Below are 21,236 nucleotides of genomic sequence, written 5' to 3' on the forward strand. Positions count from 1 at the left end.
GACCAACAGCGTTTATATTCAATTTCCACTATTCCAGGGAGGTATATATTAATGTTGAAATCAGCTGCGAAAAAAAGTTTAACAGCCATGCTGGCGGGAACCGTCATGTTGACTGGATACACCGGACTCTGGGCAGGGCCGCAGACGGCACATGCCGCAGATCAGGCCATCGAGATTCAGGCAGACAGCATTAATGAAGCCCGGTTTTTGCAATTGTATGATCAGTTGAAAGATCCGGCGAACGGATATTTTTCGCCAGAGGGTCTACCGTATCATTCCATTGAGACCCTGTTGAGTGAGGCCCCGGATTATGGTCATATGACGACGTCCGAGGCATACAGTTACTGGCTGTGGTTGGAAACCATGTATGGTCACTACACGGGAGACTGGTCCCAACTGGAAGCAGCTTGGGACAGTATGGAGAAATACATTATCCCGGTCAACGAAGGTGACGGCAAGGAAGAGCAGCCTACGATGAGTTCATACAACCCGAATAGCCCTGCTACGTATGCAGCGGAAAAACCTTTTCCTGATCAATATCCATCGCCACTTAATGGTCAATATGCAGCGGGTAAAGACCCGATTGATGCCGAACTTAAGGCGACCTATGGTGACAATCAGACCTATCTCATGCACTGGCTGGTCGATGTGGATGACTGGTATGGATATGGAAACCTGTTGAATCCATCACATACGGCTACCTATGTGAACACGTTCCAGCGTGGGGAGCAGGAGTCTGTGTGGGAAGCCATTCCGCATCCATCCCAGGATGATAAATCTTTTGGTAAGGCAAACGAAGGATTCATGAGCTTGTTCACAAAGGAAAACCAGGTACCGTCAGCGCAATGGCGTTACACCAACGCAACGGATGCCGATGCGCGTGCTGTACAGGTGCTGTATTGGGCGAAGGAAATGGGATACAACAATCCGGAATATCTGGATAAAGCGAAGAAGATGGGGGACTATCTGCGCTATGGTATGTATGATAAATACTTCCAGAAAATTGGTAGCGCAAAGAGTGGTACACCAACTCCGGGTACAGGCAAGGATTCCAATATGTATCTCATGGCTTGGTATACGTCTTGGGGCGGTGGCTTGGGTCAAGGTGGGGATTGGGCTTGGCGCATTGGAGCGAGCCATACCCATCAGGCTTATCAAAACCCGGTTGCAGCCTATGCTTTGTCTGACCCGGCTGGCGGCTTGATACCGAAATCAGCAACAGCGAAGGCGGATTGGAATGCGACGCTGAAACGTCAGTTGGAATTCTATACTTGGCTACAATCCCATGAAGGAGCTATCGGCGGGGGAGCAACGAACAGTCTGGATGGTTCATACAAAGCCTATCCGGCAGGCGTAAGTACATTCTATGACATGGCTTATCAGGAGGCACCTGTATATCGTGATCCGGATTCCAACACCTGGTTTGGATTCCAGGCATGGCCGCTGGAGCGTGTAGCCGAGATGTACTATATTCTTGCGGAGAGCGGGGACTTGACCTCTGAGAACTTCCAGATGGCGAAGAAGGTAATTACGAAGTGGATCGACTGGAGTAAGGATTATGTATTTGTAGGTGAGCGTCCGGTGACGGATGCGCAAGGCTATTATCTGAATGCGGCTGGACAGCGCATTTTGGGTGGAACTAATGTTCAGGTAGCAACAACGCCGGCTCCGGGAGAGTTCTGGATTCCGGGTGGTCAGGAATGGCAGGGTCAACCGGACAAATGGAATGGATTCAGTTCGTTTACGGAAAATCCGAACTTCCGTGTAACGACCAAAGATCCAGTGCAGGACACAGGAGTTCTGGGAAGTTACGTTAAAGCTCTGACCTTCTTCGCAGCGGGAACACAGGCAGAGAACGGCACACTTAGCGCGGAAGGCCAAGAAGCCAAGGATTTGGCCGAGGCTCTGCTGGATACAGCTTGGGATTACAATGATGGTGTGGGGATTGTTACGGAAGAAGAACGTAAAGACTACTTCCGCTTCTTTGCCAAAGAGATCTATATCCCGGCGAACTGGTCTGGAACCTTTGGTCAGGGCAATACGATTCCAGGTACAGCAGGTGTACCTTCAGATCCGGCGAAAGGTGGCAATGGCGTATACATTGGATACTCCGATCTGCGTCCGGCCATTAAGCAAGATCCGGCATGGGCTTACCTGGATAATCTATACAAAACGTCATATAACACGACCACGAAACAGTGGGAAAACGGTGCACCTACCTTTACGTATCACCGGTTCTGGTCACAGGTGGATATGGCTACAGCGTACGGCGAGTATGATCGTCTCCTCGGAGATTCCGATAGTCCCGAAGTGGAAGTACCCGCTGCTCCTGCTGGCGTAACAGCAACTGGAGGAAGTGAGCAAGTGGTTCTGAACTGGAACGCAGCCGCTGGCGCAACGTCATATACAGTGAAACGTGCAGAAGTGAACGGTGGTCCTTATACGTCTGTAGCAACAGGGGTCACAGGATCGACATTCACGGACACAGGCTTGACCAACGGCACAACGTATTATTATGTCATCACTGCGGTGAATGCTGTAGGTGAGTCTGCACCGTCGACACAGGCATCTGCAATACCACTCGCAGGTACCGTTGTGCCCGGCGTATTCAACCTAACTGGAACGGCTGGCGATGCCCAGGCGGTACTGACTTGGACTGCATCAACTGGAGCATCAAGTTATAAGGTACAACGTTCGGTAGGCAGCGGGGCATATGCTGATCTGGCAACTGGTTTGACCGCACTGACATATACCGACGCAACAGCGGTGAATGGTACGGCTTATAATTACAGAGTCGTAGCCATTAATACGAGTGGTCAGACGAATTCAAATGTATTGGTGTTGACCCCATTGGCACCTCCAGTCACAACGGGAACGCTTGAAGTACAATACCGTAATGGTAGTTCAGGGGCTTCGGTCAATGCGATTACTCCACAATTTAATGTGAAGAATACAGGTACAACTGCTGTGGATTTGAGCAAAGTGAAGGTACGGTATTATTTCACCAAGGATAGTGCCGCGGATCTGAGTTTCTGGTGTGATTATGCACAGATTGGCAGCGGTAACGTGGAAGGGCATTTTGTTTCGATAGATCCGGCCAAGGGCACGGCAGATACGTATCTGGAGATTGAATTCAAAGCAGGTGCCGGAAGTTTGGCCGCGGGTGCCGAAACCGGAATCATCCAGGGACGTTTCTCGAAAAACAACTGGACGAATTTTGATCAAACCAATGATTATTCCTTTGATTTCACCCAAACGGCCTTCAGTGCCTGGACGAAAGTGACAGCTTATCAGGATGGCGCCAAGGTATGGGGAATTGAACCTTAAATGAGTTGATCGACCAGCTGTAGAGTGATGTTACTCATCATACAGGTTAAGCCGGGGAGAAATCCCTGGCTTTTCTTTTTTATATGGAAAATCAAAAATGAAATACGAAATAATCAAACGGACACTGCAGATAAAGCGATCCGTATTGAGGTTGGAGGCAAAAATGTGAAATTCGGGGAACGGTAATCGGCAAATGAATCATAGTAATGTTTACCATATTTGCGATTTTAAACATTAAAATCTAGGTCATATGGCATATGCCCTGAATGAGAAACGGCCTAGCTCTTGTATCGCGGAAAAATCAAGCATATCAAATAGTTACAATAATTTAACCTTTCAAAAAGAAGGAATCAGCAGTGAATTTTTCCAGTAATCCATGGACACACCCTGATACTTAGTGCTCAAGTTCGCCTCTATCAATACAGGACTTTCGACTGATGAACGTTATAGATAGCCCGTTTACAATGGGGCAAGCCCGGGAGAACCAAGCCGGGTTAAAATTCTGTAATATCAGGGGGAACTCGACATCATGAACTGGAAGAAAACGATTATTACAGCAAGTGTCACAGCAACGATGCTGATGGGAAGTCTGACGACAGGAGCACTAACGGCACAGGTATCGGCAGCTGCTGTTGACAATTCACAAGTAAAAGTAATCTGGGGCGTAAACCTACGCACAACACCTTCTTCTTCTGCGAAGATTGTTCGCATGGTTGCTAAAGGGGAAACGGTAACGGTGCTTCAGCAATCCGGTTCGGATTGGTATAAGATTAAGGATTCTGCTAACCGGACAGGCTACATATCTTCTTCATCCAAATACACACAAGCGATTAGTGGCGGCACAAGTGGATCGGGTTCGAATAGTGGTACATCGGTGACCAGTAATGCATCTGTAGAAAAAGTGATTGCGGCGGGAATGAAATATTTGGGAACACCTTATGAGTTCGGAGCCAGTCGTAACAGCACAGCTACTTTTGACTGTTCCAGCTTTGTACGCCAGGCCTTCATCGATGCACTTGGCATCAAGCTTCCAGCGGATTCTCGCAAACAGGGAGCCTATGTAAAAGCCAAGGGTACAGTTCAGACGAACTGGAAAAACCTGAAACGCGGTGATCTGATGTATTTCATGTCGTATAAAGGCAGCTCTGCATCATCGTATTCGGGTGTGAATAAATCTAGCGCAACCATTACGCACACAGGGATTTACCTGGGTGACGGAAAAGTATTACACACCTATTCCAACGCTGGCGGTGGTGTAACCACTAGTGATATCTCCGGCAAACACTGGGAGTATCGCTTCCTGTTTGGTGGCAGTGCGCTGTAGGTTAGAACAAGAACCTTCTTAGATAATCCGCGCATATTTATATGCATACAAAACACCTTCCATTCTGCCTTTGACAGGCGAGTGGGAGGTGTTTTTGTGTTATTTATTATTTTGAAAAACTCAATCGTGATAGTACAGTCGGAACAGGATATCCTGATTGTAGTTACCGAATCCCTCACCATATAAGGTAAGCCCGCCTACATGCTGAGCATCTTCCTCGACCGAAAGACGAAGGGTCCATTGGTTGCGTTCGACCGGGATATCTGCGAGTGTAATGTCGGATAGATGTTGTCCATCAATAAACGTACCCTCATTGGTAATTCGCAGTACCTTGAGCATGCCATATTGATTGACACTGTCACTCCACCATTCCGGGGTGAACATGCCACGTCCATTGCCTGAATCTCCAGGGCTTGTCCATTCCCCTAATCGGATGCCATTAAGCATGAATGTAATATCCGAGGGCCAATTCGGATTCACCGAAGGGGCTTCTGATCCGATCTCGAGGGACAATTCAATCGCATTGATCTGCTGTCCGGATAAGATATAGTTTGGAATTTTGTACTCCACAAATCCACGGCCAAACCACAGAATATGGGCATGCATCCGCTCAGGGTCGAGAAAATAACGAGGATCATCATACTGTCCGATAACATGATTGGACGTAGCCAGACCACATGTCGGATAGACGTCAAAGTGAGTGTAGTGTCCCACAGGGACGGAAACCTCGTGCAGCTTGCGGGCTGTGCCACTTTCCTGCGGCATGGAGATGCCAATCCAGTCTACAGCAAGGCTGTTCATTTTATGTGTGCCGCCGTCTTTGCGTATCATTTTGGACTGAATAATGCCCACATCCTGAAGTTTGCGGACATGCATGGTCACGATGGCACTGCTCAGACCCAGTGAAGCAGCAAGGTCTTTCACATTCATCGGAGTCTCTGCAACAAGGCGGATGATCTGTAGACGGACTTCACTGGCAAGTGCTTCATATAGGGGTAGCCATTCGGCATCGGTATTAGCTCTAATCACAATTGTTCCTCCATTATATCTGTATAGAATTAAGTTAAACATAAATTCAGTAAAAAGAATAACATTTTGCAAAATTCAGGTTGAAATTAAGGCTATAATCGATTTTAATATAAATATGAACGTTGATCCATAGAATATCAATTAATTTTTATATTAATCTTAGGGAGTTGAAATTCATTATGGAAAAAGCAAAAATGACGGTAGATAAAGATTTTACTATTGGTGTAGTGGATAAGCGCTTGTACGGATCATTTATTGAGCATCTGGGACGTGCCGTATATGGCGGGATTTACGAGCCGGGGCATCCATCAGCGAACGAACAGGGTTTCCGCACGGATGTGCTGGAGATGGTCAAGGAGTTGAATGTACCGATTGTACGTTATCCTGGAGGTAATTTTGTATCCGGTTACAATTGGGAAGATTCGGTTGGACCTGTGTCAGAACGCAAACGCAGACTGGAACTGGCCTGGAGAACGATTGAGACCAATGAATTTGGCTTCAACGAATTCGTGGACTGGGCAAAACAGGCTAATTCTGAAGTGATGATGGCGGTCAATCTGGGAACACGGGGTACGGATGCAGCTCGAAACATTGTGGAGTACAGCAACCATCCGGAAGGTTCGTATTATAGTGATCTTCGCATCAAGCATGGATACAAGCAGCCACATGCGATCAAAACATGGTGTCTGGGCAACGAGATGGATGGTCCTTGGCAGATTGGTCACAAAACGGCAGATGAGTATGGACGGTTAGCTGTTGAAGCGGCAAAAGTCATGAAGTGGACGGACCCGACGATTGAGCTGGTAGCCTGCGGAAGTTCGAATCTGAATATGCCATCGTTCCCGGAATGGGAAGCAACGGTGCTGGATCATACGTATGATCACGTGGAGTATCTGTCCTTGCATCAATACTACGGCAATCAAGAGCAAGATACGCCAACGTTCCTGGCACGCTCGCTTGAAATGGATCGTTTTATCGATACCGTGAAGGCGACCTGTGATTATATCAAAGCGAAGAAACGCAGCAAAAAGACGATGTATCTGTCCTTTGATGAGTGGAATGTATGGTATCACTCCAATGAAAATGATTCGAAGATGGACCCTTGGCAGATTGCTCCGCCACAGCTGGAGGATATCTATAACCATGAGGATGCACTGCTTGTTGGATGTATGTTGATCAGTATGCTCAAACATGCGGATCGGGTTAAAATGGCTTGTCTGGCACAACTCGTTAACGTAATTGCGCCGATCATGACAGATACGGGCGGTGGTTCATGGAGACAGACGATCTTCTATCCATTCATGCATACGTCTCTCTTCGGACGTGGAACAGCATTGGTGCCATTGATTCAGTCTCCAAAATACGATACTAAACAAATCACAGATGTTCCTTATCTGGAAGCTATTGCGGTTCATAACGAAGAGCAGGGTGAAGTGACTGTATTTGCAGTCAACCGTCATCTGGAAGAATCCCTTCCGCTCGAAGTGGACCTGCGCAGCTTCGGGAAGTGTACCGTGATCGAGCATATCGTGCTGGAAAGTGATGATCTCAAAGCATCGAATACGGCAGCACAACCAAACCGTGTTGCTCCTCATAATCACGGGGGTGCAGTTGTATCCGAGACTCTGATTACGGCGAGCTTGGCAAAAGCATCATGGAACGTAATCCGTCTGAAAGTCCAGTAAGGGATAGCATAAAGGCACTGGACACGTGAGAGCGCAATGGCAGACATGATGCTCGAGAAGGAAGCCAGCGGTTCAGCGTGTTCCTTCAATCAAAAAAGCTGGGTGCGAGTTCATCGCATCCAGCTTTTTTTCGTCACGTGCTACGGTCTCACTTACGCTTTAAACTCAAAACTTTCGCCATCACGTGGAATGAGCACCTGACCGTCCAACTGCTCGGATGCCAGATAAGTCGCAAGATCCCTACGAGACATCACACAATGGTTAATCGCATCCATGTGCACTGCGATGACATGAGCGGATGGTGCATGGCGCTTCACGGCTGCAACGTCTGGCCCGTCCATTGTAATGGGATCACCCTCTACGAAGCGAGCTCCTCCGGCGTTTAGGACAATGACTTCAGGGCTATATTGGCGAATAGCCTCGGCGGGTTCTTCACACCAGATCGTATCCCCCGCAATATAGGTGACAGGTTCTCCATCTGCTTCAAATACGAAGCCGGACACCTTGCCCATACGTTCACCGATCTCACCTGTGCCATGATGCCCGGATGTACGGGCGAATCGGATAGAGTGATGCTCATGTTTTTCATCTACAGCTGTTACATTCGTGAATCCGGCACCTAGAAATACATTCTCATCCCCAGGCTGGCAGATCAGGGGAATGTCTTTGCCAAGTTGTTTCGCCGCTACTTCATCCCAGTGATCCACATGGGTGTGTGTCACAATCAACAGATCCGGATTCAGATAATCCGTTTCGGTTTCGGGCAAGCTCACTCTTGGATTACGTAACTCATTGGGTGTGTTCGGGAACCCAGGCATGACTTCGGCGTCCATCAGCATCGGATCAACGAGAATGTTCAGCCCTCCGTATTCCAGCCACAGTGTAGCATTGCGAATCAATTGAATTTTCATTATATTTGCACTCCTTCGAGTTGTTTAATAGTATTACCCTATATGGTATACAACCCGTTTGACGTCGTACATAACATGATGAATGGAATTAGGCCACGCTAATTTCACGGTGAAAGGATTGCTGAAGCTAATGAATGAAACGATAGATCACACAGATATACGCATTCTGCAGATCCTGATCCGGGATGCCAAGCGTTCTCATAAAGAAATTGGTGAAGAGGTGCATCTTACAGGGCAGGCTGTTGGTGCAAGGGTGCGTAAGTTGCAAGATCTGGGTGTAATCGAAGGGTACACGGTAAAATGGAACCCGGAACGCCTTGGCCTCGACTTACTGGCCTTTGTCACAGTTTTCTTGAACTCCGGCGACAGACATGCCGCCTTTCGTACATTCATTGCTGAACGTGAGGACATCGTTGAAGTCCATCGCGTCAGTGGAGAAGGCTGTTATCTGATGAGAGTGCAGACTGGCACCACAGAGCAGCTTGGCCAACTGCTTGAAGCGTTGTTGCCTTACGGCAATTACAAAGTCAGCCTGTCCATAGGTGTAGAGAAATCACAGTGATGTGTGGGGAGCTTGTTCTCATCCATCCCGGTACTCAAAGAGCTTGCTGCTGTTCCTGCAAAGTCTCCTGAAGCAAAGTCGCAGCCTGGTTCAGCTCTTTTTTGCTCAGCAGATGATCTGTCTGAATATGAGACCGTGTGCCGTCCTTCAAGTACAGGACAAACATGGGAGAAGCGGACAGGAGCCACTTGCTGCGGGCAGGTGAGGCAAGTTCGACTTTGCGAATCTTGCTCCATGGAATCTTCCGTTTGCCCGTGCTCAACGCATCATCATCCCAGGATAACAACACGGCAGGGGTTCTGGTTAGTCGTGACACAAACATGAAGAATAGCGGTCCGATCAACCACATACCCAGCACGGCTGCAATGGAATAGTATATGGTCTCCAGTCTTTCGGCTTGTCCGTCCACGATGATCCATAATAAGCTCACGCACAAGAGAAGGAACAGGAAGCATAGACTTCCCTTCCATAGAGCTGTGCTGCGTTGGTAACGAATCTGCTGATGGTCACGCTTGGGTGTTTCGGGTTGTTGCATAGATGTTCCTCCTGATTAACAATGCTGATCGATATGCCAAACGTGCCGCCTGCATAAGCAGAGCGGCATGTTCAACGTTCTGTATTTACTATAACTCAGGTTCATTACCCTGATATAGCTGAATTTTTACCTGCATCACGCGCATGGGTGTACAAGTCTGCATATACACCTTTGGCTGCGATTAGTTCCTGGTGCGGTCCTTCCTCCACAATCTCACCATTTTCCATCACCAGAATTCGATCGGCATGCATCACCGTGGACAGACGATGAGCAATGACAATGGTGGTGCGTCCCTGGGATACCGATTCCAGTGCCTGCTGCACAAGCTGTTCCGTGTGTGAGTCCAGATTGGCGGTTGCCTCATCCAGGATGAGCACTCGGGGCTGGAACACCACAATCCGGGCAAATGAAATCAACTGCCGTTCCCCAGCGGATAGTCCGCTTCCGCGTTCGGATAGATGTGTATCATATCCGTGAGGCAAACGTGAAATCATCGCATGTGCTCCGACAAACCGGCAGGCCTCAATCGCCTGCTCTCGCGTAATATCCTCACGAAACATCCTCACATTATCAATAATGGAACCGGAGAACAGGAAAGGTTCCTGTTGAATCAGACCCACGATCCGATGAAGCTTAGCCTGCGGCAGATGCCGGATATCAGTACCATCAATCTCGATACTACCCTTGTCTACATCATAGAAGCGATTGAGCAGGGAGATCAGTGTGCTTTTGCCAGCGCCTGTTGTGCCTACAATACCTACCATTTCACCCGGATAGATGTGCAGGTTCATCTGTTGGATCAAGGGCCGGTCAGCCCGATAACCAAAGGACACATTATTAAAATCAATCTGGCCCATCACATTTTGTGGTTCCAGCGAGGAGGCCATCACGGGTTTGGGATCGGCAACTTCAGGCCGTGTATTCAGAATGTTCCAGATGCGATCCATTGATACGGTGGTGGACTGGAATGTATTCCATTGCATCGTAATCTGGTTAATTGGTTGAAAGAACTGACGGATATAGCTGATAAACGCATATAATACCCCGACTTGCAGGGACTCACCCAGTACGGCGCGACCTCCAAGCCAGACCATCATGACCAGTGCCGCATTGCCCAGGATATCAAACGTCCGGTTGAATATGACATTGGAACGAGCTTGCGCAATGTTGGCTTTTAGATGGAGCGCATTCTGTTCCGAGAAACGTTTCTTCTGTTCTTCCTCCTGGTGAAAAGCTTGAATCAGGAACATGCCGGACAAGTTCTCCGCCGTAAATGCGATCAGACGGGAAAGCCGGGTACGAGCATTTTGATAAGCTTTCCGCAGTCGACTACGGAATAATACCGCAACCACCGCAATGACAGGCAGAACGATCAGGGAGTATGTCGCCAGCACAGGATCAAGTTGGAACATAAAGACGATAATGAGCACCAGCATCATACCATCCCGAATCAGACTGAGCAGTACTTGAGTGAAAAAGCTGCTGATGGTCTCCGTATCACTGGATACGTTTGTGACCAGACTGCCGATATGAAAACGGTCAAAGAAGGACATGGACATTTTGGAGATATGCTTGAACAGGTCCTTTCGGATCCGGGATACAATGTTCTGTCCCACATGCTGCAACAGATTATTCTGGATATAGGTAAAAATAAAACTGATGACAGCCAGCCCAAGAAAGATGGCTGCGAGCTGAACGAGAAAGCCCACACTGGTCTGGCCCACGGCCAGATGATCATCGATGGCGATCTTCACCAGATAGGGTTGCAGCAGATCTGCCGATATGCCAAGAAGTGAACAGAAGAAGATACCCGCAAAAGCCCATTTATGAGGTTTGGCGTATGCCATCATCGCCTTAAATGAAGTTCGTTTACTCTGATCGGCCTCTGCGTCTGGGCGAAGTTCAGCGTTAGCGTTAGACATGATGTAATCCCTCCTCCTGCAAACGGTAGGTGGCCGCATATAACCCCTTGGCAGCCATCAACTGCGCATGTGTTCCCTGCTCAGCGACTCGCCCTTCATCCAGAACGATAATATCGTCCGCATGACGGACCGCGCTGATGCGATGAGAGATAATCAATGTGGTCTTGCCCTTGCCGATTTCGCGCAAACTGCGCAGAATACCACTCTCGGTGACGGCATCAACCGCGCTCATACTGTCATCCAGAATAAGTAACTGTGCTTGTTTGATCAGTCCTCTTGCCAGGCTGGTTCGCTGACGCTGTCCACCAGACAGGGTGAGTCCACGTTCGCCAAGCAGTGTATCAAAGCGATCGGGAAAACGGACAATATTGTCATAGATCATGGCTTGCCGTGCACTATGTTCCACGGTATCCAGCGATACTTCCCGGTCGCTGAATGCGATGTTATCCCGGATGGTGGTACTAAACAGGAATCCATCCTGAGGGACATAGGCGATGCGCGATCTTAGACTTTCCAGCGAAAGCTGCCGAATATCGGTACCATTGATGCGAATCGTTCCTTCAGGTGGTTCATATGTACGCAGCAATAGCTTAACGAGGGTACTTTTACCTGAGCCGGTCTTGCCTACAATACCGACCGTTCGCCCGGCACGGATATTGAGTTGAATGTTTTGGAGAGCAGGAGATGAACTGCCAGGGTAGGAGAAGGTTAGATTCTCCATCGTGATGTCTTGTACGGTTTGGAGCGCTGTGGCTTCAGGAAGTTCACGTACATCCGCTACTTCGCTGAGCAGGTCATTCACCCGCTCCAGTGATGCGCCTGAACGCTGAACGGTATTAATAACATTGCCGATCTGTTGAAGCGGTCCCATAATAATGCGCAGATATAAGGTTAAGGCGACAAAACTCCCGAGTGTAATAGAATTCTGCATGGTCATAATACCTCCGACAAGCAGAGAAACGACCAATGAGATGGCTCCCAGCAGCGGGAGCAAGGCTTGAAACAACGAAGACAGACGAACGAGTCGAAGCTGTTTGCTCTTGATCTCATCGACGGTGGTTCCAAAGCGTGCACGAGCACTGTCTTCGATGGCAAACGTCTTGGTTACGCGAATGCCACCCAGCTGCTCTTCTGCCGATTCCGTCATGGTTGCAAGAGCTTCCTGCACGTCGCGAGAGCGCTTGCGAATCCGCGGACCAAAAAACACGACCAGAAATGGAATCGCCAGCAAAGGAACAACACTAATTAGAATGAGCGTCAACGGAATCCCGCTAAGCAGCATCATGACAATGCAGGACAACAGCAGGAAGGTGGCATTGGTCATGAGCGTCACGCCATTGGATATCGCTTCACGTACGGAAGTAACGTCATTCATGACATAACTGAGCAGCTTTCCGTTACCCTGTTTGGAGAAATAATGTTCGCTAAGTTCGGAAAACTTACTGAATATACGCTCACGTGTCATGAATTCGAAGCGTCGACCGAGCTTCATAATCATGAATTGCCCGGTACCGAACAGCAGATTATACCCGATGGCAATAGCCAGAAGGGACAGGCTGTACCTTACGACCGTCTGCATCTGAAGCGTGTTCTGCATCAACTGATCCGTGAAGCTGCCGAGTATGCGGGGCAAGGATGCTTGCCCGACATTGGAGGCAATAATCAGAAGAACAGCAACCAGATAAACAGGCCAGTTCGACACAACATAACCGCGAAGTAATCCTTTCTTGGACATAAGCGTTGTTCTCCTTTTGTTATAGGTGAAGTCAGTTCAGCAGGTGGAGTCAAGAAAAGGGCCGACACCTGTTCTTAGCGCGTCGTGCCCTCTTACTGTATGCGATCTGGTTCGTTGTTTATCCGTCATCCGATGGATTTCTCTATTCTTATTTTTGCGCTAATCCGATGGGATGTCAACGAAGCCACTTACCAAAAAGCAGGTGATTTAGATTATCGGCGTTGGAGAAGAGTTCTATGCCGTGTTCTCGTGTTGTATTCACCAGATGTCGAAATTACTGAAACATTTTCTAGGGATACCCCGTCTGTAGGAATGAAGAGGTAACAAATAGGCTTTACTAAACATATGGAGGTGCCAGGAAATGAAACATAAAAAAGGATTGGCCGCAACACTAGCGCTCTGCGTTTCTTTGACAGCAGGAGGTGCATCGGTATTTGCTTTCACAGATGTGAAGGATGAAGGGCAGAAGTCGGTTGTGGATTCATTGAAATCAAAAGGTATTGTTAACGGAGTAACAGCGGATCTGTTCCGTCCAGATCTTGCATTGTCCGAGCCTCAGGGTGTTCAACTGATTGTGAATGCATTTGGTCTGAAAAATGAATTTGCGGAAGCATCCGCTCAGAATAAAATCAGTCCGGACACTTGGTATGCCGATGCGGTGCAGGCCGCTACTCAGAATGGCCTGTCCATTCCGGTTGAAGTGAACCCGCAGGGCAAGATGACGCGTGAACTGTTTGTCATTTTGTTACATGAAGGGATTAACACAACCGGGAATTATCCGGTCACCATGAAGTATAATCTTGTTAAGGACGAAAATAAAATCGGTAAGGACGCCATATCTGCAGTCCAGAACCTGCTGAACATGAACATCATTGAACTGGATAAGGACGGGAATTTCCGTCCAGATCAGTCGCTTACCCGTATGGAGGCTGCAAGCATGATCTTCAATGCACTTGAGTTTGTGGATAAACACGGCAATGGCGGCTCAGCAGAGCCAGCTCCAACCACCCCTGGTGAAGGCCAGCAAGCGATCGTACCTGAAGTGACAACGACGAAGGTAGATGACAAAACAATCAAAGTTAAACTCAGTGCTGAAATGCCGCACCCTGGTTATGGATTGAAGATTGATGATGTGAAATTGGAGAAGGATGGACGCGCTATCGTGCTCTATTCCATTATTCAACCTGATCCAGACATGATGTATCCGATGGTTATCACAAATGTAACTGCAGAAACAGATATCCCAACGGGATATACGGCAGAAGCTCAACCTTCTGGTAAGTAAATTCACTGCAAACCATACAAACTAAACGCTAATTAAACGGATATGTATCCTCAAACCCACCTTCCATATATGTATGGAGGGTGGGTTTTTCATTTGAGTTGAAGTGAATTCATCTCAGTCGGGTTACATGACAACTTTTCTTTTGTATGATAATTTAAATTACACTTTATGAAGTTTTATAAATCATTTGTGTTAAGTTTATTAACATAAATCTCTAATCTATGAAATATATAATGGGTATTTGTTAAGGTTATATAGCTAGATTTGTGTTATCGTAGCGGCTTACATTATGGCATTTTTCCAAAAAAAATCACAGGACCCAGTTTACAAGCCTTGTGCAAAATCTACATATACGACTCGATATCCCCAGTGTTTACAGGCATTTATGTATCCTATATGCAAAGATAAAAACAACATATATACGAAAGAGGGAGGAGAATTATAGAATAAGGGCAAGCAATTACAGGTTTGTAATATGAGATAGGTATATGGAAGGTAATATGACACTTCGATTTAACATTTAAGTGGCTTTCCCTGGAGTGTGATGCGTTTAGACATGAACACCCTGGTCAGGTAAGTATGTGGGTTTTGACTTTAAGGCCTGTTTTCTAACCTCCGTTTAGATCCAACATCTTTCCAAGTTCGTAGGATACAACTCCAAATGACATCTAAAGGAGGGAAAAAGGTAAAATTCTACATGTTTTACTTCCCCAAAATGACAATGACAAGCTGATAACAAAAGTGTAAACCCCCGTTGTAACAGTATATTCCGTGATTTTAAGAGTGAAGATGGAAATGGCATATTTACGAATTAGAGAATGATCCATAAACTCAGTATGTAAGCGTTACCAAATAGGAAGGGGAACAGAGCTGCTCGTCATGGAAACGGTTCGGAAATCCTTCCTTATATTTAAACAGGTGTGCTGGGCTCTTCCTCACAAACGGCCGGATTTTCATTATAAAAGGAGGAAACAACTGATGCAGCTAAACGGGGAGTCTCCCTTGACGCAAAACTTAGCGGTAAACACGATTCCGAACAGCAAGAAAAATAAATTATGGAGAAGGATGATTCGAAACTGGGAGTTGTATCTGTTTATCGCGCCAGCCTTTCTATACTTTCTGATATTCCATTACGGTCCGATGTACGGCATACAAATCGCATTTAAAAACTTTATCCCAACGCTTGGTGTCACAGGAAGCCCATGGGTCGGATTCGATCATTTCATCCGTTTCTTCAATTCGTATTATTTCTGGGATTTACTATGGAATACTCTTAGCATCAGCTTGTATGAGTTGGCCATAGGTTTTCCGCTGCCAATCATTCTTGCGTTAGCGTTCAATGAAGTAAAGGACTCCTTTTTCAAACGTACCGTACAGACCGTCACGTATGCACCTCATTTTATTTCGGTCGTCGTTATGTCGGGGATGATCATTACCTTTTTATCACCCTCGTCAGGCATGATTGTCAATTTGGTACAGGCCCTTGGATTTCAGTCACCTCAATTCCTGACGGACCCTGCGTGGTTCAAGACAGTGTATGTACTGTCAGGAGTCTGGCAAAGTGCAGGCTGGGGCACCATTATATACCTTGCCGCTCTATCGGGTGTGGACCCGCAACTGCATGAAGCGGCTGTGGTGGATGGTGCGAGCCGGTTCAAACGGATTTTGCATATTAACATTCCAGCGATCATCCCTACAATCACCATCTTGTTAATTCTGAATATGGGCAGTATTCTGGGCGTCGGATTCGAGAAAATCCTGTTGCTGCAAAATCCGCTGAACATGGGCTCGTCCGATGTCATCTCAACATTTGTCTATCGATCCGGTCTGGTCGATGCGCAGTACAGTTTCTCTACGGCGGTGGGATTGTTCAACTCCGTAGTGAATGCGATTCTGCTTATTACCGTGAATCAGATTGCACGCCGCACCAGTGAAAACAGCCTGTGGTAAAAGGAGGGAATACACATGTCATCCGCTGTGAAGGAAAGCAGAAGTGATAAATTGTTTTTATTGTGCAATTACATCTATCTGACGGTAGCGCTCGTCATTGTGCTGTATCCGCTGTTATACATCATCAGTGCTTCAATCAGTGATCCCAAATATGTAGCCTCCGGTGAGATGTGGCTGCTACCCAAAGGCATTACGTTTGAAGGTTACGCCCGGGTGTTTGAGAACACCAACATCTGGATTGGGTACAAAAACACGATCATCTATACCGTTGTAGGCACCATCGTTAACCTGATTGTTACACTACCCGCAGCCTATGCGCTCAGCCGCTCGGACTTTGTGGGACGTGGATTCTTCATGGCGATGTTTATGGTAACGATGTTCTTCGGCGGAGGGCTTGTCCCAAGTTACCTGCTCGTTAAGGATCTTGGTATGGTGAACAGCATGTGGGCACTTATTCTGCCTGGAGCTGCATCCATCTGGAATATTATCGTATGCCGGACGTTCTTCCAATCGACCATTCCCAAGGAGTTACAGGAAGCGGCGCATATTGATGGGTGTACCAACACCCGGTTGTTCATCAAGATTGTGCTCCCGCTTTCGATGCCAATCATTGCAGTGATGGCGCTCTTCTATGGAGTCGGACACTGGAACAGCTATTTTAGTGCCATGATCTATCTGAATGATTCTTCCAAGTACCCACTGCAGCTCTTTCTGCGCCAGATTCTGGTGCTTCAAGAAATGGCGGCTCAAGGGGGAGGCGCTATCGATACCTCTTCAGCAACAGCGATGAATACCAAAGCGGAGATCGCTGCACTGGTCAAATATGCTGTCATTATTGTTGCCACCCTACCGGTCATTGCGGTGTATCCATTCCTCCAGCGTTACTTTGTACAGGGTGTTATGATCGGTTCCGTTAAGGGATGATCTTAATCCATATACCACATTAAACAAGGGGAGTTGTTGTTATGAAAAAGCTTCGCAAGGCTTCATCCATTACACTCTGTCTCACCTTATTCGCAACATTGCTTGCAGCTTGTGGTTCAACCAATGAGGACGGAAGCAAGACCTCCAAAGTAGAGGGGGTCAAAAAAGAAGGGTTCCCCATTGTAGACAAAACACTAACGTTAAAGGTCATGTCCCAGGATGCGGGCGTAGCCGATTGGAGCACCATGCCTGTGCTGCAAGAAATGGAGAAACTGTCGGGCATCAAGCTGGAATACCAGCTCTCACCAATCGACAGCTTTGAAACGAAGAAGAATCTGGTTTTCGCCAGCGGGGACTTGCCAGATATGTTCTATGCTGCGGACCTCAAGCCAGCCGAGCAGGTGACTTATGGCAGCCAGGGCATCCTGATTCCGTTGGAAAAATACATTGACGAAGGTTACGCACCCAATATCAAAAAGATTCTCGATGAGAACCCGGATGTCCGTAAATCATTTACAACACCTGATGGGCATATGTATGCACTCCCATTCATTGATAAAGCTGCCGTGTGGTATAGAGGCCCAATGTGGTACAACGGGGAATTCTTGAAGGCACTTAACGTAGAAGAGCCCAAGACTACGGAAGAATTGTATACGTATCTCAAGCGTGTAAAAGAAGAAGATCCCAATGGCAATGGCCAGCAAGATGAAATTCCGCTTACTTCTGTAAAACTGGATGATCTTCGCATGTTTTTCTTCGGCTTCTGGGGAATGTACAACGAAGGCATCTATTCCGATAAGGACGGTAAAGTTCACTATCCTTATCAAGAAGAAGGTTACAAAGGTTATCTGACATTCATGAACCGCTTGTGGAAAGAAGACTTGCTGGATCATGAGACCTTTTCTCAAACAGGTGATCAGAAAAAAGCTAAAGGTGAAAGCAACAAACTTGCACTGTTCAACGATTACCATCCATACTTCACGCTCGGTGGTGAACCTGGCACGGATCATCCGCTGATGACACCCGTGAAGAGCGAGGTGGCAGACTCTCCGGTATACGGCAAGCATCCGGGCATGTCGGCTCGCGGTACCTTTGCTATTACAAGCAGCAACCCGTCACCCGAGGCGACGATGCGATGGATCGATTACTTATACAGCTATGAAGGTGCGACACTGTTCAATCAAGGTCCGGAAGGTGTGCTGTGGAAATTCAAAGACAAGGAAAATCATGTGAAAGAGTGGCTCCCCGTTCCTGGCGGCGGGGATCGTGAGGAATACCGCGGTAAAATCACACCGAACTTTGGTATCCTGACACCGGGTATTAATGATCCGGATGTAGCGAAGGGTCTTCGCACCGAATTTGATGAGTGGATTGACCAGCAGAATCAAGAGAAGTTGGTACCTATCGGAAAAGCACCATTTCCTAACGTTTATTTGACAAATGAAGAGCAAAACGAAGCAACCGCTCTATTGTCTGACCTGGATACGTACGTTAAACAGATGGAAGCGAAGTTTGTGACCGGCCAGGAACCACTTGAGAACTGGGATAAGTACATCGCACAGATGAAGAAAATGGGCAGTGACCGTATCATCGAACTATATCAGGGGGCATATGACCGCTGGAATTCGGGGCAATAAAAGAGCCTAATTCTCGGGGGAGGTGTGGCGCGTTATGCAGAAATGGTTTGAAGAAGCCAAACTGGGGATATTCATCCACTATGGCATCTATGCGGTGGACGGGGTTGCGGAATCCTGGTCCTTCTATAATGGCAGGATATCCTATGAAGAATATATGAAACAGTTGGATGGTTTTACGGCATCGAAATTCAATGCGGAGAAGTGGGCGGACTTGATTGAGAAGTCTGGTGCCCGGTATGCCGTGTTAACAACGAAGCATCATGATGGCGTTGCGTTATGGGATACGCAATATAGCGATCTCAATGTTGTCAAACAGACACCAGCGAATCGTGACATTGTGAAGGAATATGCGGAAGCGATTCGGGAAAAGGGCATTCATCTGGGGATGTATTACTCGCTCATTGATTGGTCACACCCGGATTATCCTAGCGTGTATGAAGGTGGGAAAGTACCGGAGGATCTCAGCAGTGTCAACCGGCATTCAAGTCCTGTGGACGGCGTTCAGGATCAGGAAAAGTGGCAGAAGTTCCTGCGATTCAATAACCATCAACTGGGAGAGATTTTAACAAATTACGGAAAGGTGGATCTGCTGTGGTTTGATGGGGACTGGGAACGGAGCGCCCAACAGTGGAATCTGCCGGAGTTCAAGCATTACCTGCAATCCTTTAACCCGGATATCATCATCAACTCCCGCCTTCAAGGTTATGGGGATTACAAAACGCCTGAGCAGGGCATTCCGATTACAAGACCGGAGGGACCCTGGGAATTCTGCACCACGATCAACACATCTTGGGGTTATGTGCCAACAGATCATAAATACAAATCGTTAATTCAGATCATTCGAATGTTCTGCGACTGCATTTCGATGGGCGGTAATATGTTGCTGGATATCGGTCCGCGTGAAGATGGCACCATCGATCAGAGGCAGGAGGATATTCTGCTTGGACTGGGAGCTTGGATCCGAACCCATGAAGAGGCCGTCTTTGGCACGGGTGAAGGCATTATGCCTCGCTATTATCTGGGGGGAAGCACCGTATCCGAGGATCGAAAGACGCTGTACCTGTTTGTGTATGACGATCCAAAAGAGAATGTGTGCATCAAGGGTCTCTGTAATCCGATCAAGAAAATTACCGTGCTGCATTCGGGCAAAGAGCTTCATCATGAGATTCATGGGGGCGTGCCTTGGTTCAATATCCCGGGGACAACGTGGATCAAGATGACCCCGGAGGACACGCATGAACAGGTGACCGTTCTTAAGCTCGAATTTGATGAGGAGCTGGAAATGTACGGCGGCTCTGGAGCCGTTGTCACCCATAACTAACCATTACGGGGAGGGCGTGTGCTGGTAGATGCATGCCCTCCCTTACGAATTGGAGAGAGTGACATGAACAGAAGTGGAGTGCCAGAACCCAGGATTGAGTATGCTCCCAAACATTATATATGCAAGCGTGCGCAGGAACCGTTGGTGTTAGACGGTCGTGTGGATAAGGGATTTTGGAATGCGGCTCATTGGACGGAGGATTTCGTTGATATCGAAGGTGATCTTCGTCCGAAGCCTGGGAAACAGACACGGGTAAAAATGCTGTGGGATGACGACTATTTCTATTTTGCTGCCGAGCTGATTGAAGATCAGATATGGGCTACCCTGACTGAACGTGATTCCGTTATTTTTTATGACAATGACTTCGAGATTTTTATCGACCCCGACGGGGATTCCCATCAATATTATGAGTTCGAGATCAATGCGCTCAATACGGTATGGGACCTGTTGTTAGTGAAGCCTTATCGGGATGGTGGGCCTCCGGTTAACGGTTGGGATATCAGTGGTCTCAAGACGGCTGTATATATCGATGGGGAACTGAACAGACCTGGTGCAGAGAACCGGAAATGGAGCGTGGAAGTTGCGATTCCCTGGACCAGTCTAAAGGAATGCGCCGAGGGAAACCGTCCACCTGCGCCGGGTGAGTTCTGGCGTGTCAACTTCTCGCGTGTGGAGTGGCAGACCGAGGTACAGGGCGATGAGTACCGCAAAGTGCTGAATCCGGATACGGGCACCCCTTATCCGGAGGACAACTGGGTGTGGTCACCTATGGGCATCATCAACATGCATTATCCAGAGTTGTGGGGTTATGTTGTATTCTCGGATGACGGAACGGATCAGTCATTTGAGTTGCCGGAAGACGAACGAATCAAATGGGAGCTTCGCAAGCTTTATTACCGTGAACGTAATTATTATGAAAAGCATGGTGAATTTACCCAAGATATGAAGTTGCTTATGGGTGAGGAATCGTGGAACTGTGAGCCTGTTATTGAAACGACTCGCAGCCAGTTCCAGATTACTGCGCCGTCTTCGGACGGAACGGCCTTGATCTGTATTCGGGAAGACGGAAAGCTGTGGAAGGAGTGAGAA

General features: G+C 47.6%; 15 protein-coding genes. 10 read left to right on the top strand and 5 right to left on the bottom strand.

The annotated features are described in order from the left end of the window. The first annotated feature begins 51 nt into the window (after window positions 1-51). Together MKY66_RS05960 and MKY66_RS05965 are read left to right on the top strand one after the other, a co-directional pair. Window positions 52-3,327, top strand: coding sequence for a glycoside hydrolase family 48 protein (locus MKY66_RS05960; RefSeq protein WP_076214566.1), 3,276 nt, complete (start codon window positions 52-54; stop codon window positions 3,325-3,327). Window positions 3,328-3,856: 529 nt separating this feature from the next. Further along, window positions 3,857-4,651: an SH3 domain-containing C40 family peptidase gene (locus tag MKY66_RS05965; protein WP_076214569.1), complete on the top strand. Its 795-nt coding sequence runs from the start codon at window positions 3,857-3,859 to the stop codon at window positions 4,649-4,651. Window positions 4,652-4,771: 120 nt separating this feature from the next. Here the strand turns inward: MKY66_RS05965 and MKY66_RS05970 are convergent, their stop codons facing one another. Then, window positions 4,772-5,680, bottom strand: coding sequence for an ArsR family transcriptional regulator (locus tag MKY66_RS05970; protein WP_082218994.1), 909 nt, complete (start codon window positions 5,678-5,680; stop codon window positions 4,772-4,774). Between the two features lie 179 nt (window positions 5,681-5,859). Between MKY66_RS05970 and MKY66_RS05975 the strand changes: the two genes are divergently transcribed. Beyond that, a complete protein-coding gene (locus tag MKY66_RS05975) occupies window positions 5,860-7,365 on the top strand; it encodes an alpha-N-arabinofuranosidase (RefSeq protein WP_076214572.1) in 1,506 nt (501 codons plus the stop codon). A gap of 152 nt (window positions 7,366-7,517) precedes the next feature. Here the strand turns inward: MKY66_RS05975 and MKY66_RS05980 are convergent, their stop codons facing one another. Next, entirely contained in the window at window positions 7,518-8,276 is a 759-nt protein-coding gene (locus tag MKY66_RS05980) for an MBL fold metallo-hydrolase (protein WP_076214574.1), read from the bottom strand. A gap of 130 nt (window positions 8,277-8,406) precedes the next feature. Here MKY66_RS05980 and MKY66_RS05985 point away from each other — a divergent pair, with 130 nt between their 5' ends. Next, a complete protein-coding gene (locus MKY66_RS05985; protein ID WP_076214577.1) occupies window positions 8,407-8,838 on the top strand; it encodes an Lrp/AsnC family transcriptional regulator in 432 nt (143 codons plus the stop codon). Window positions 8,839-8,872: 34 nt separating this feature from the next. Here MKY66_RS05985 and MKY66_RS05990 read toward each other — a convergent pair whose 3' ends face one another. The 3 genes from MKY66_RS05990 to MKY66_RS06000 form a co-directional block, all read right to left on the bottom strand. Then, entirely contained in the window at window positions 8,873-9,373 is a 501-nt protein-coding gene (locus MKY66_RS05990; protein WP_076214580.1) for a hypothetical protein, read from the bottom strand. A gap of 104 nt (window positions 9,374-9,477) precedes the next feature. After that, entirely contained in the window at window positions 9,478-11,295 is a 1,818-nt protein-coding gene (locus tag MKY66_RS05995) for an ABC transporter ATP-binding protein (RefSeq protein WP_076214582.1), read from the bottom strand. Further along, entirely contained in the window at window positions 11,288-13,030 is a 1,743-nt protein-coding gene (locus MKY66_RS06000) for an ABC transporter ATP-binding protein (RefSeq protein ID WP_076214585.1), read from the bottom strand. The genes MKY66_RS05995 and MKY66_RS06000 overlap by 8 nt, the downstream gene beginning before the upstream one ends. A gap of 361 nt (window positions 13,031-13,391) precedes the next feature. Between MKY66_RS06000 and MKY66_RS06005 the strand changes: the two genes are divergently transcribed. From MKY66_RS06005 to MKY66_RS06030, 6 genes are all read left to right on the top strand, one after another. Next, window positions 13,392-14,315 carry an S-layer homology domain-containing protein gene (locus MKY66_RS06005; RefSeq protein ID WP_076214588.1) on the top strand — a complete coding sequence of 308 codons (924 nt, stop codon included), beginning with the start codon at window positions 13,392-13,394 and terminating at the stop codon, window positions 14,313-14,315. A 978-nt stretch (window positions 14,316-15,293) separates the two neighbouring features. Beyond that, window positions 15,294-16,265 (top strand): ABC transporter permease subunit, encoded by a 972-nt coding sequence (locus MKY66_RS06010; RefSeq protein WP_076214591.1) that lies wholly within the window; start codon window positions 15,294-15,296, stop codon window positions 16,263-16,265. A 15-nt stretch (window positions 16,266-16,280) separates the two neighbouring features. Further along, window positions 16,281-17,189, top strand: a complete 909-nt coding sequence (locus tag MKY66_RS06015; RefSeq protein ID WP_036668765.1) for a carbohydrate ABC transporter permease — start codon at window positions 16,281-16,283, stop codon at window positions 17,187-17,189. A 41-nt stretch (window positions 17,190-17,230) separates the two neighbouring features. Next, on the top strand, window positions 17,231-18,826 hold the full coding sequence (locus MKY66_RS06020; protein WP_076214594.1) for an extracellular solute-binding protein: 1,596 nt from the start codon (window positions 17,231-17,233) through the stop codon (window positions 18,824-18,826). Window positions 18,827-18,860: 34 nt separating this feature from the next. Further along, complete coding sequence (locus tag MKY66_RS06025) at window positions 18,861-20,147, top strand: alpha-L-fucosidase (protein ID WP_076214596.1); 1,287 nt, start codon at window positions 18,861-18,863, stop codon at window positions 20,145-20,147. A 63-nt stretch (window positions 20,148-20,210) separates the two neighbouring features. Then, window positions 20,211-21,233, top strand: a complete 1,023-nt coding sequence (locus MKY66_RS06030) for a carbohydrate-binding family 9-like protein (protein ID WP_076214599.1) — start codon at window positions 20,211-20,213, stop codon at window positions 21,231-21,233. Window positions 21,234-21,236: the final 3 nt, after the last annotated feature.

It is taken from the genome of Paenibacillus sp. FSL R5-0766, assembly GCF_037971845.1.
In the GTDB taxonomy this organism is placed as follows: Bacteria; Bacillota; Bacilli; order Paenibacillales; family Paenibacillaceae; genus Paenibacillus.

Coding starts and splice junctions, on each gene's coding strand:
- MKY66_RS06000 (WP_076214585.1), bottom strand. CDS start 13,030: ATGTCCAAGAAAGGATTACTTCGCGGTTATGTTGTGTCGAACTGGCCT.
- MKY66_RS05995 (WP_076214582.1), bottom strand. CDS start 11,295: ATGTCTAACGCTAACGCTGAACTTCGCCCAGACGCAGAGGCCGATCAG.
- MKY66_RS06030 (WP_076214599.1), top strand. CDS start 20,211: ATGAACAGAAGTGGAGTGCCAGAACCCAGGATTGAGTATGCTCCCAAA.
- MKY66_RS05990 (WP_076214580.1), bottom strand. CDS start 9,373: ATGCAACAACCCGAAACACCCAAGCGTGACCATCAGCAGATTCGTTAC.
- MKY66_RS05975 (WP_076214572.1), top strand. CDS start 5,860: ATGGAAAAAGCAAAAATGACGGTAGATAAAGATTTTACTATTGGTGTA.
- MKY66_RS05965 (WP_076214569.1), top strand. CDS start 3,857: ATGAACTGGAAGAAAACGATTATTACAGCAAGTGTCACAGCAACGATG.
- MKY66_RS06015 (WP_036668765.1), top strand. CDS start 16,281: ATGTCATCCGCTGTGAAGGAAAGCAGAAGTGATAAATTGTTTTTATTG.
- MKY66_RS06020 (WP_076214594.1), top strand. CDS start 17,231: ATGAAAAAGCTTCGCAAGGCTTCATCCATTACACTCTGTCTCACCTTA.
- MKY66_RS06010 (WP_076214591.1), top strand. CDS start 15,294: ATGCAGCTAAACGGGGAGTCTCCCTTGACGCAAAACTTAGCGGTAAAC.
- MKY66_RS06025 (WP_076214596.1), top strand. CDS start 18,861: ATGCAGAAATGGTTTGAAGAAGCCAAACTGGGGATATTCATCCACTAT.
- MKY66_RS05980 (WP_076214574.1), bottom strand. CDS start 8,276: ATGAAAATTCAATTGATTCGCAATGCTACACTGTGGCTGGAATACGGA.
- MKY66_RS06005 (WP_076214588.1), top strand. CDS start 13,392: ATGAAACATAAAAAAGGATTGGCCGCAACACTAGCGCTCTGCGTTTCT.
- MKY66_RS05985 (WP_076214577.1), top strand. CDS start 8,407: ATGAATGAAACGATAGATCACACAGATATACGCATTCTGCAGATCCTG.
- MKY66_RS05960 (WP_076214566.1), top strand. CDS start 52: ATGTTGAAATCAGCTGCGAAAAAAAGTTTAACAGCCATGCTGGCGGGA.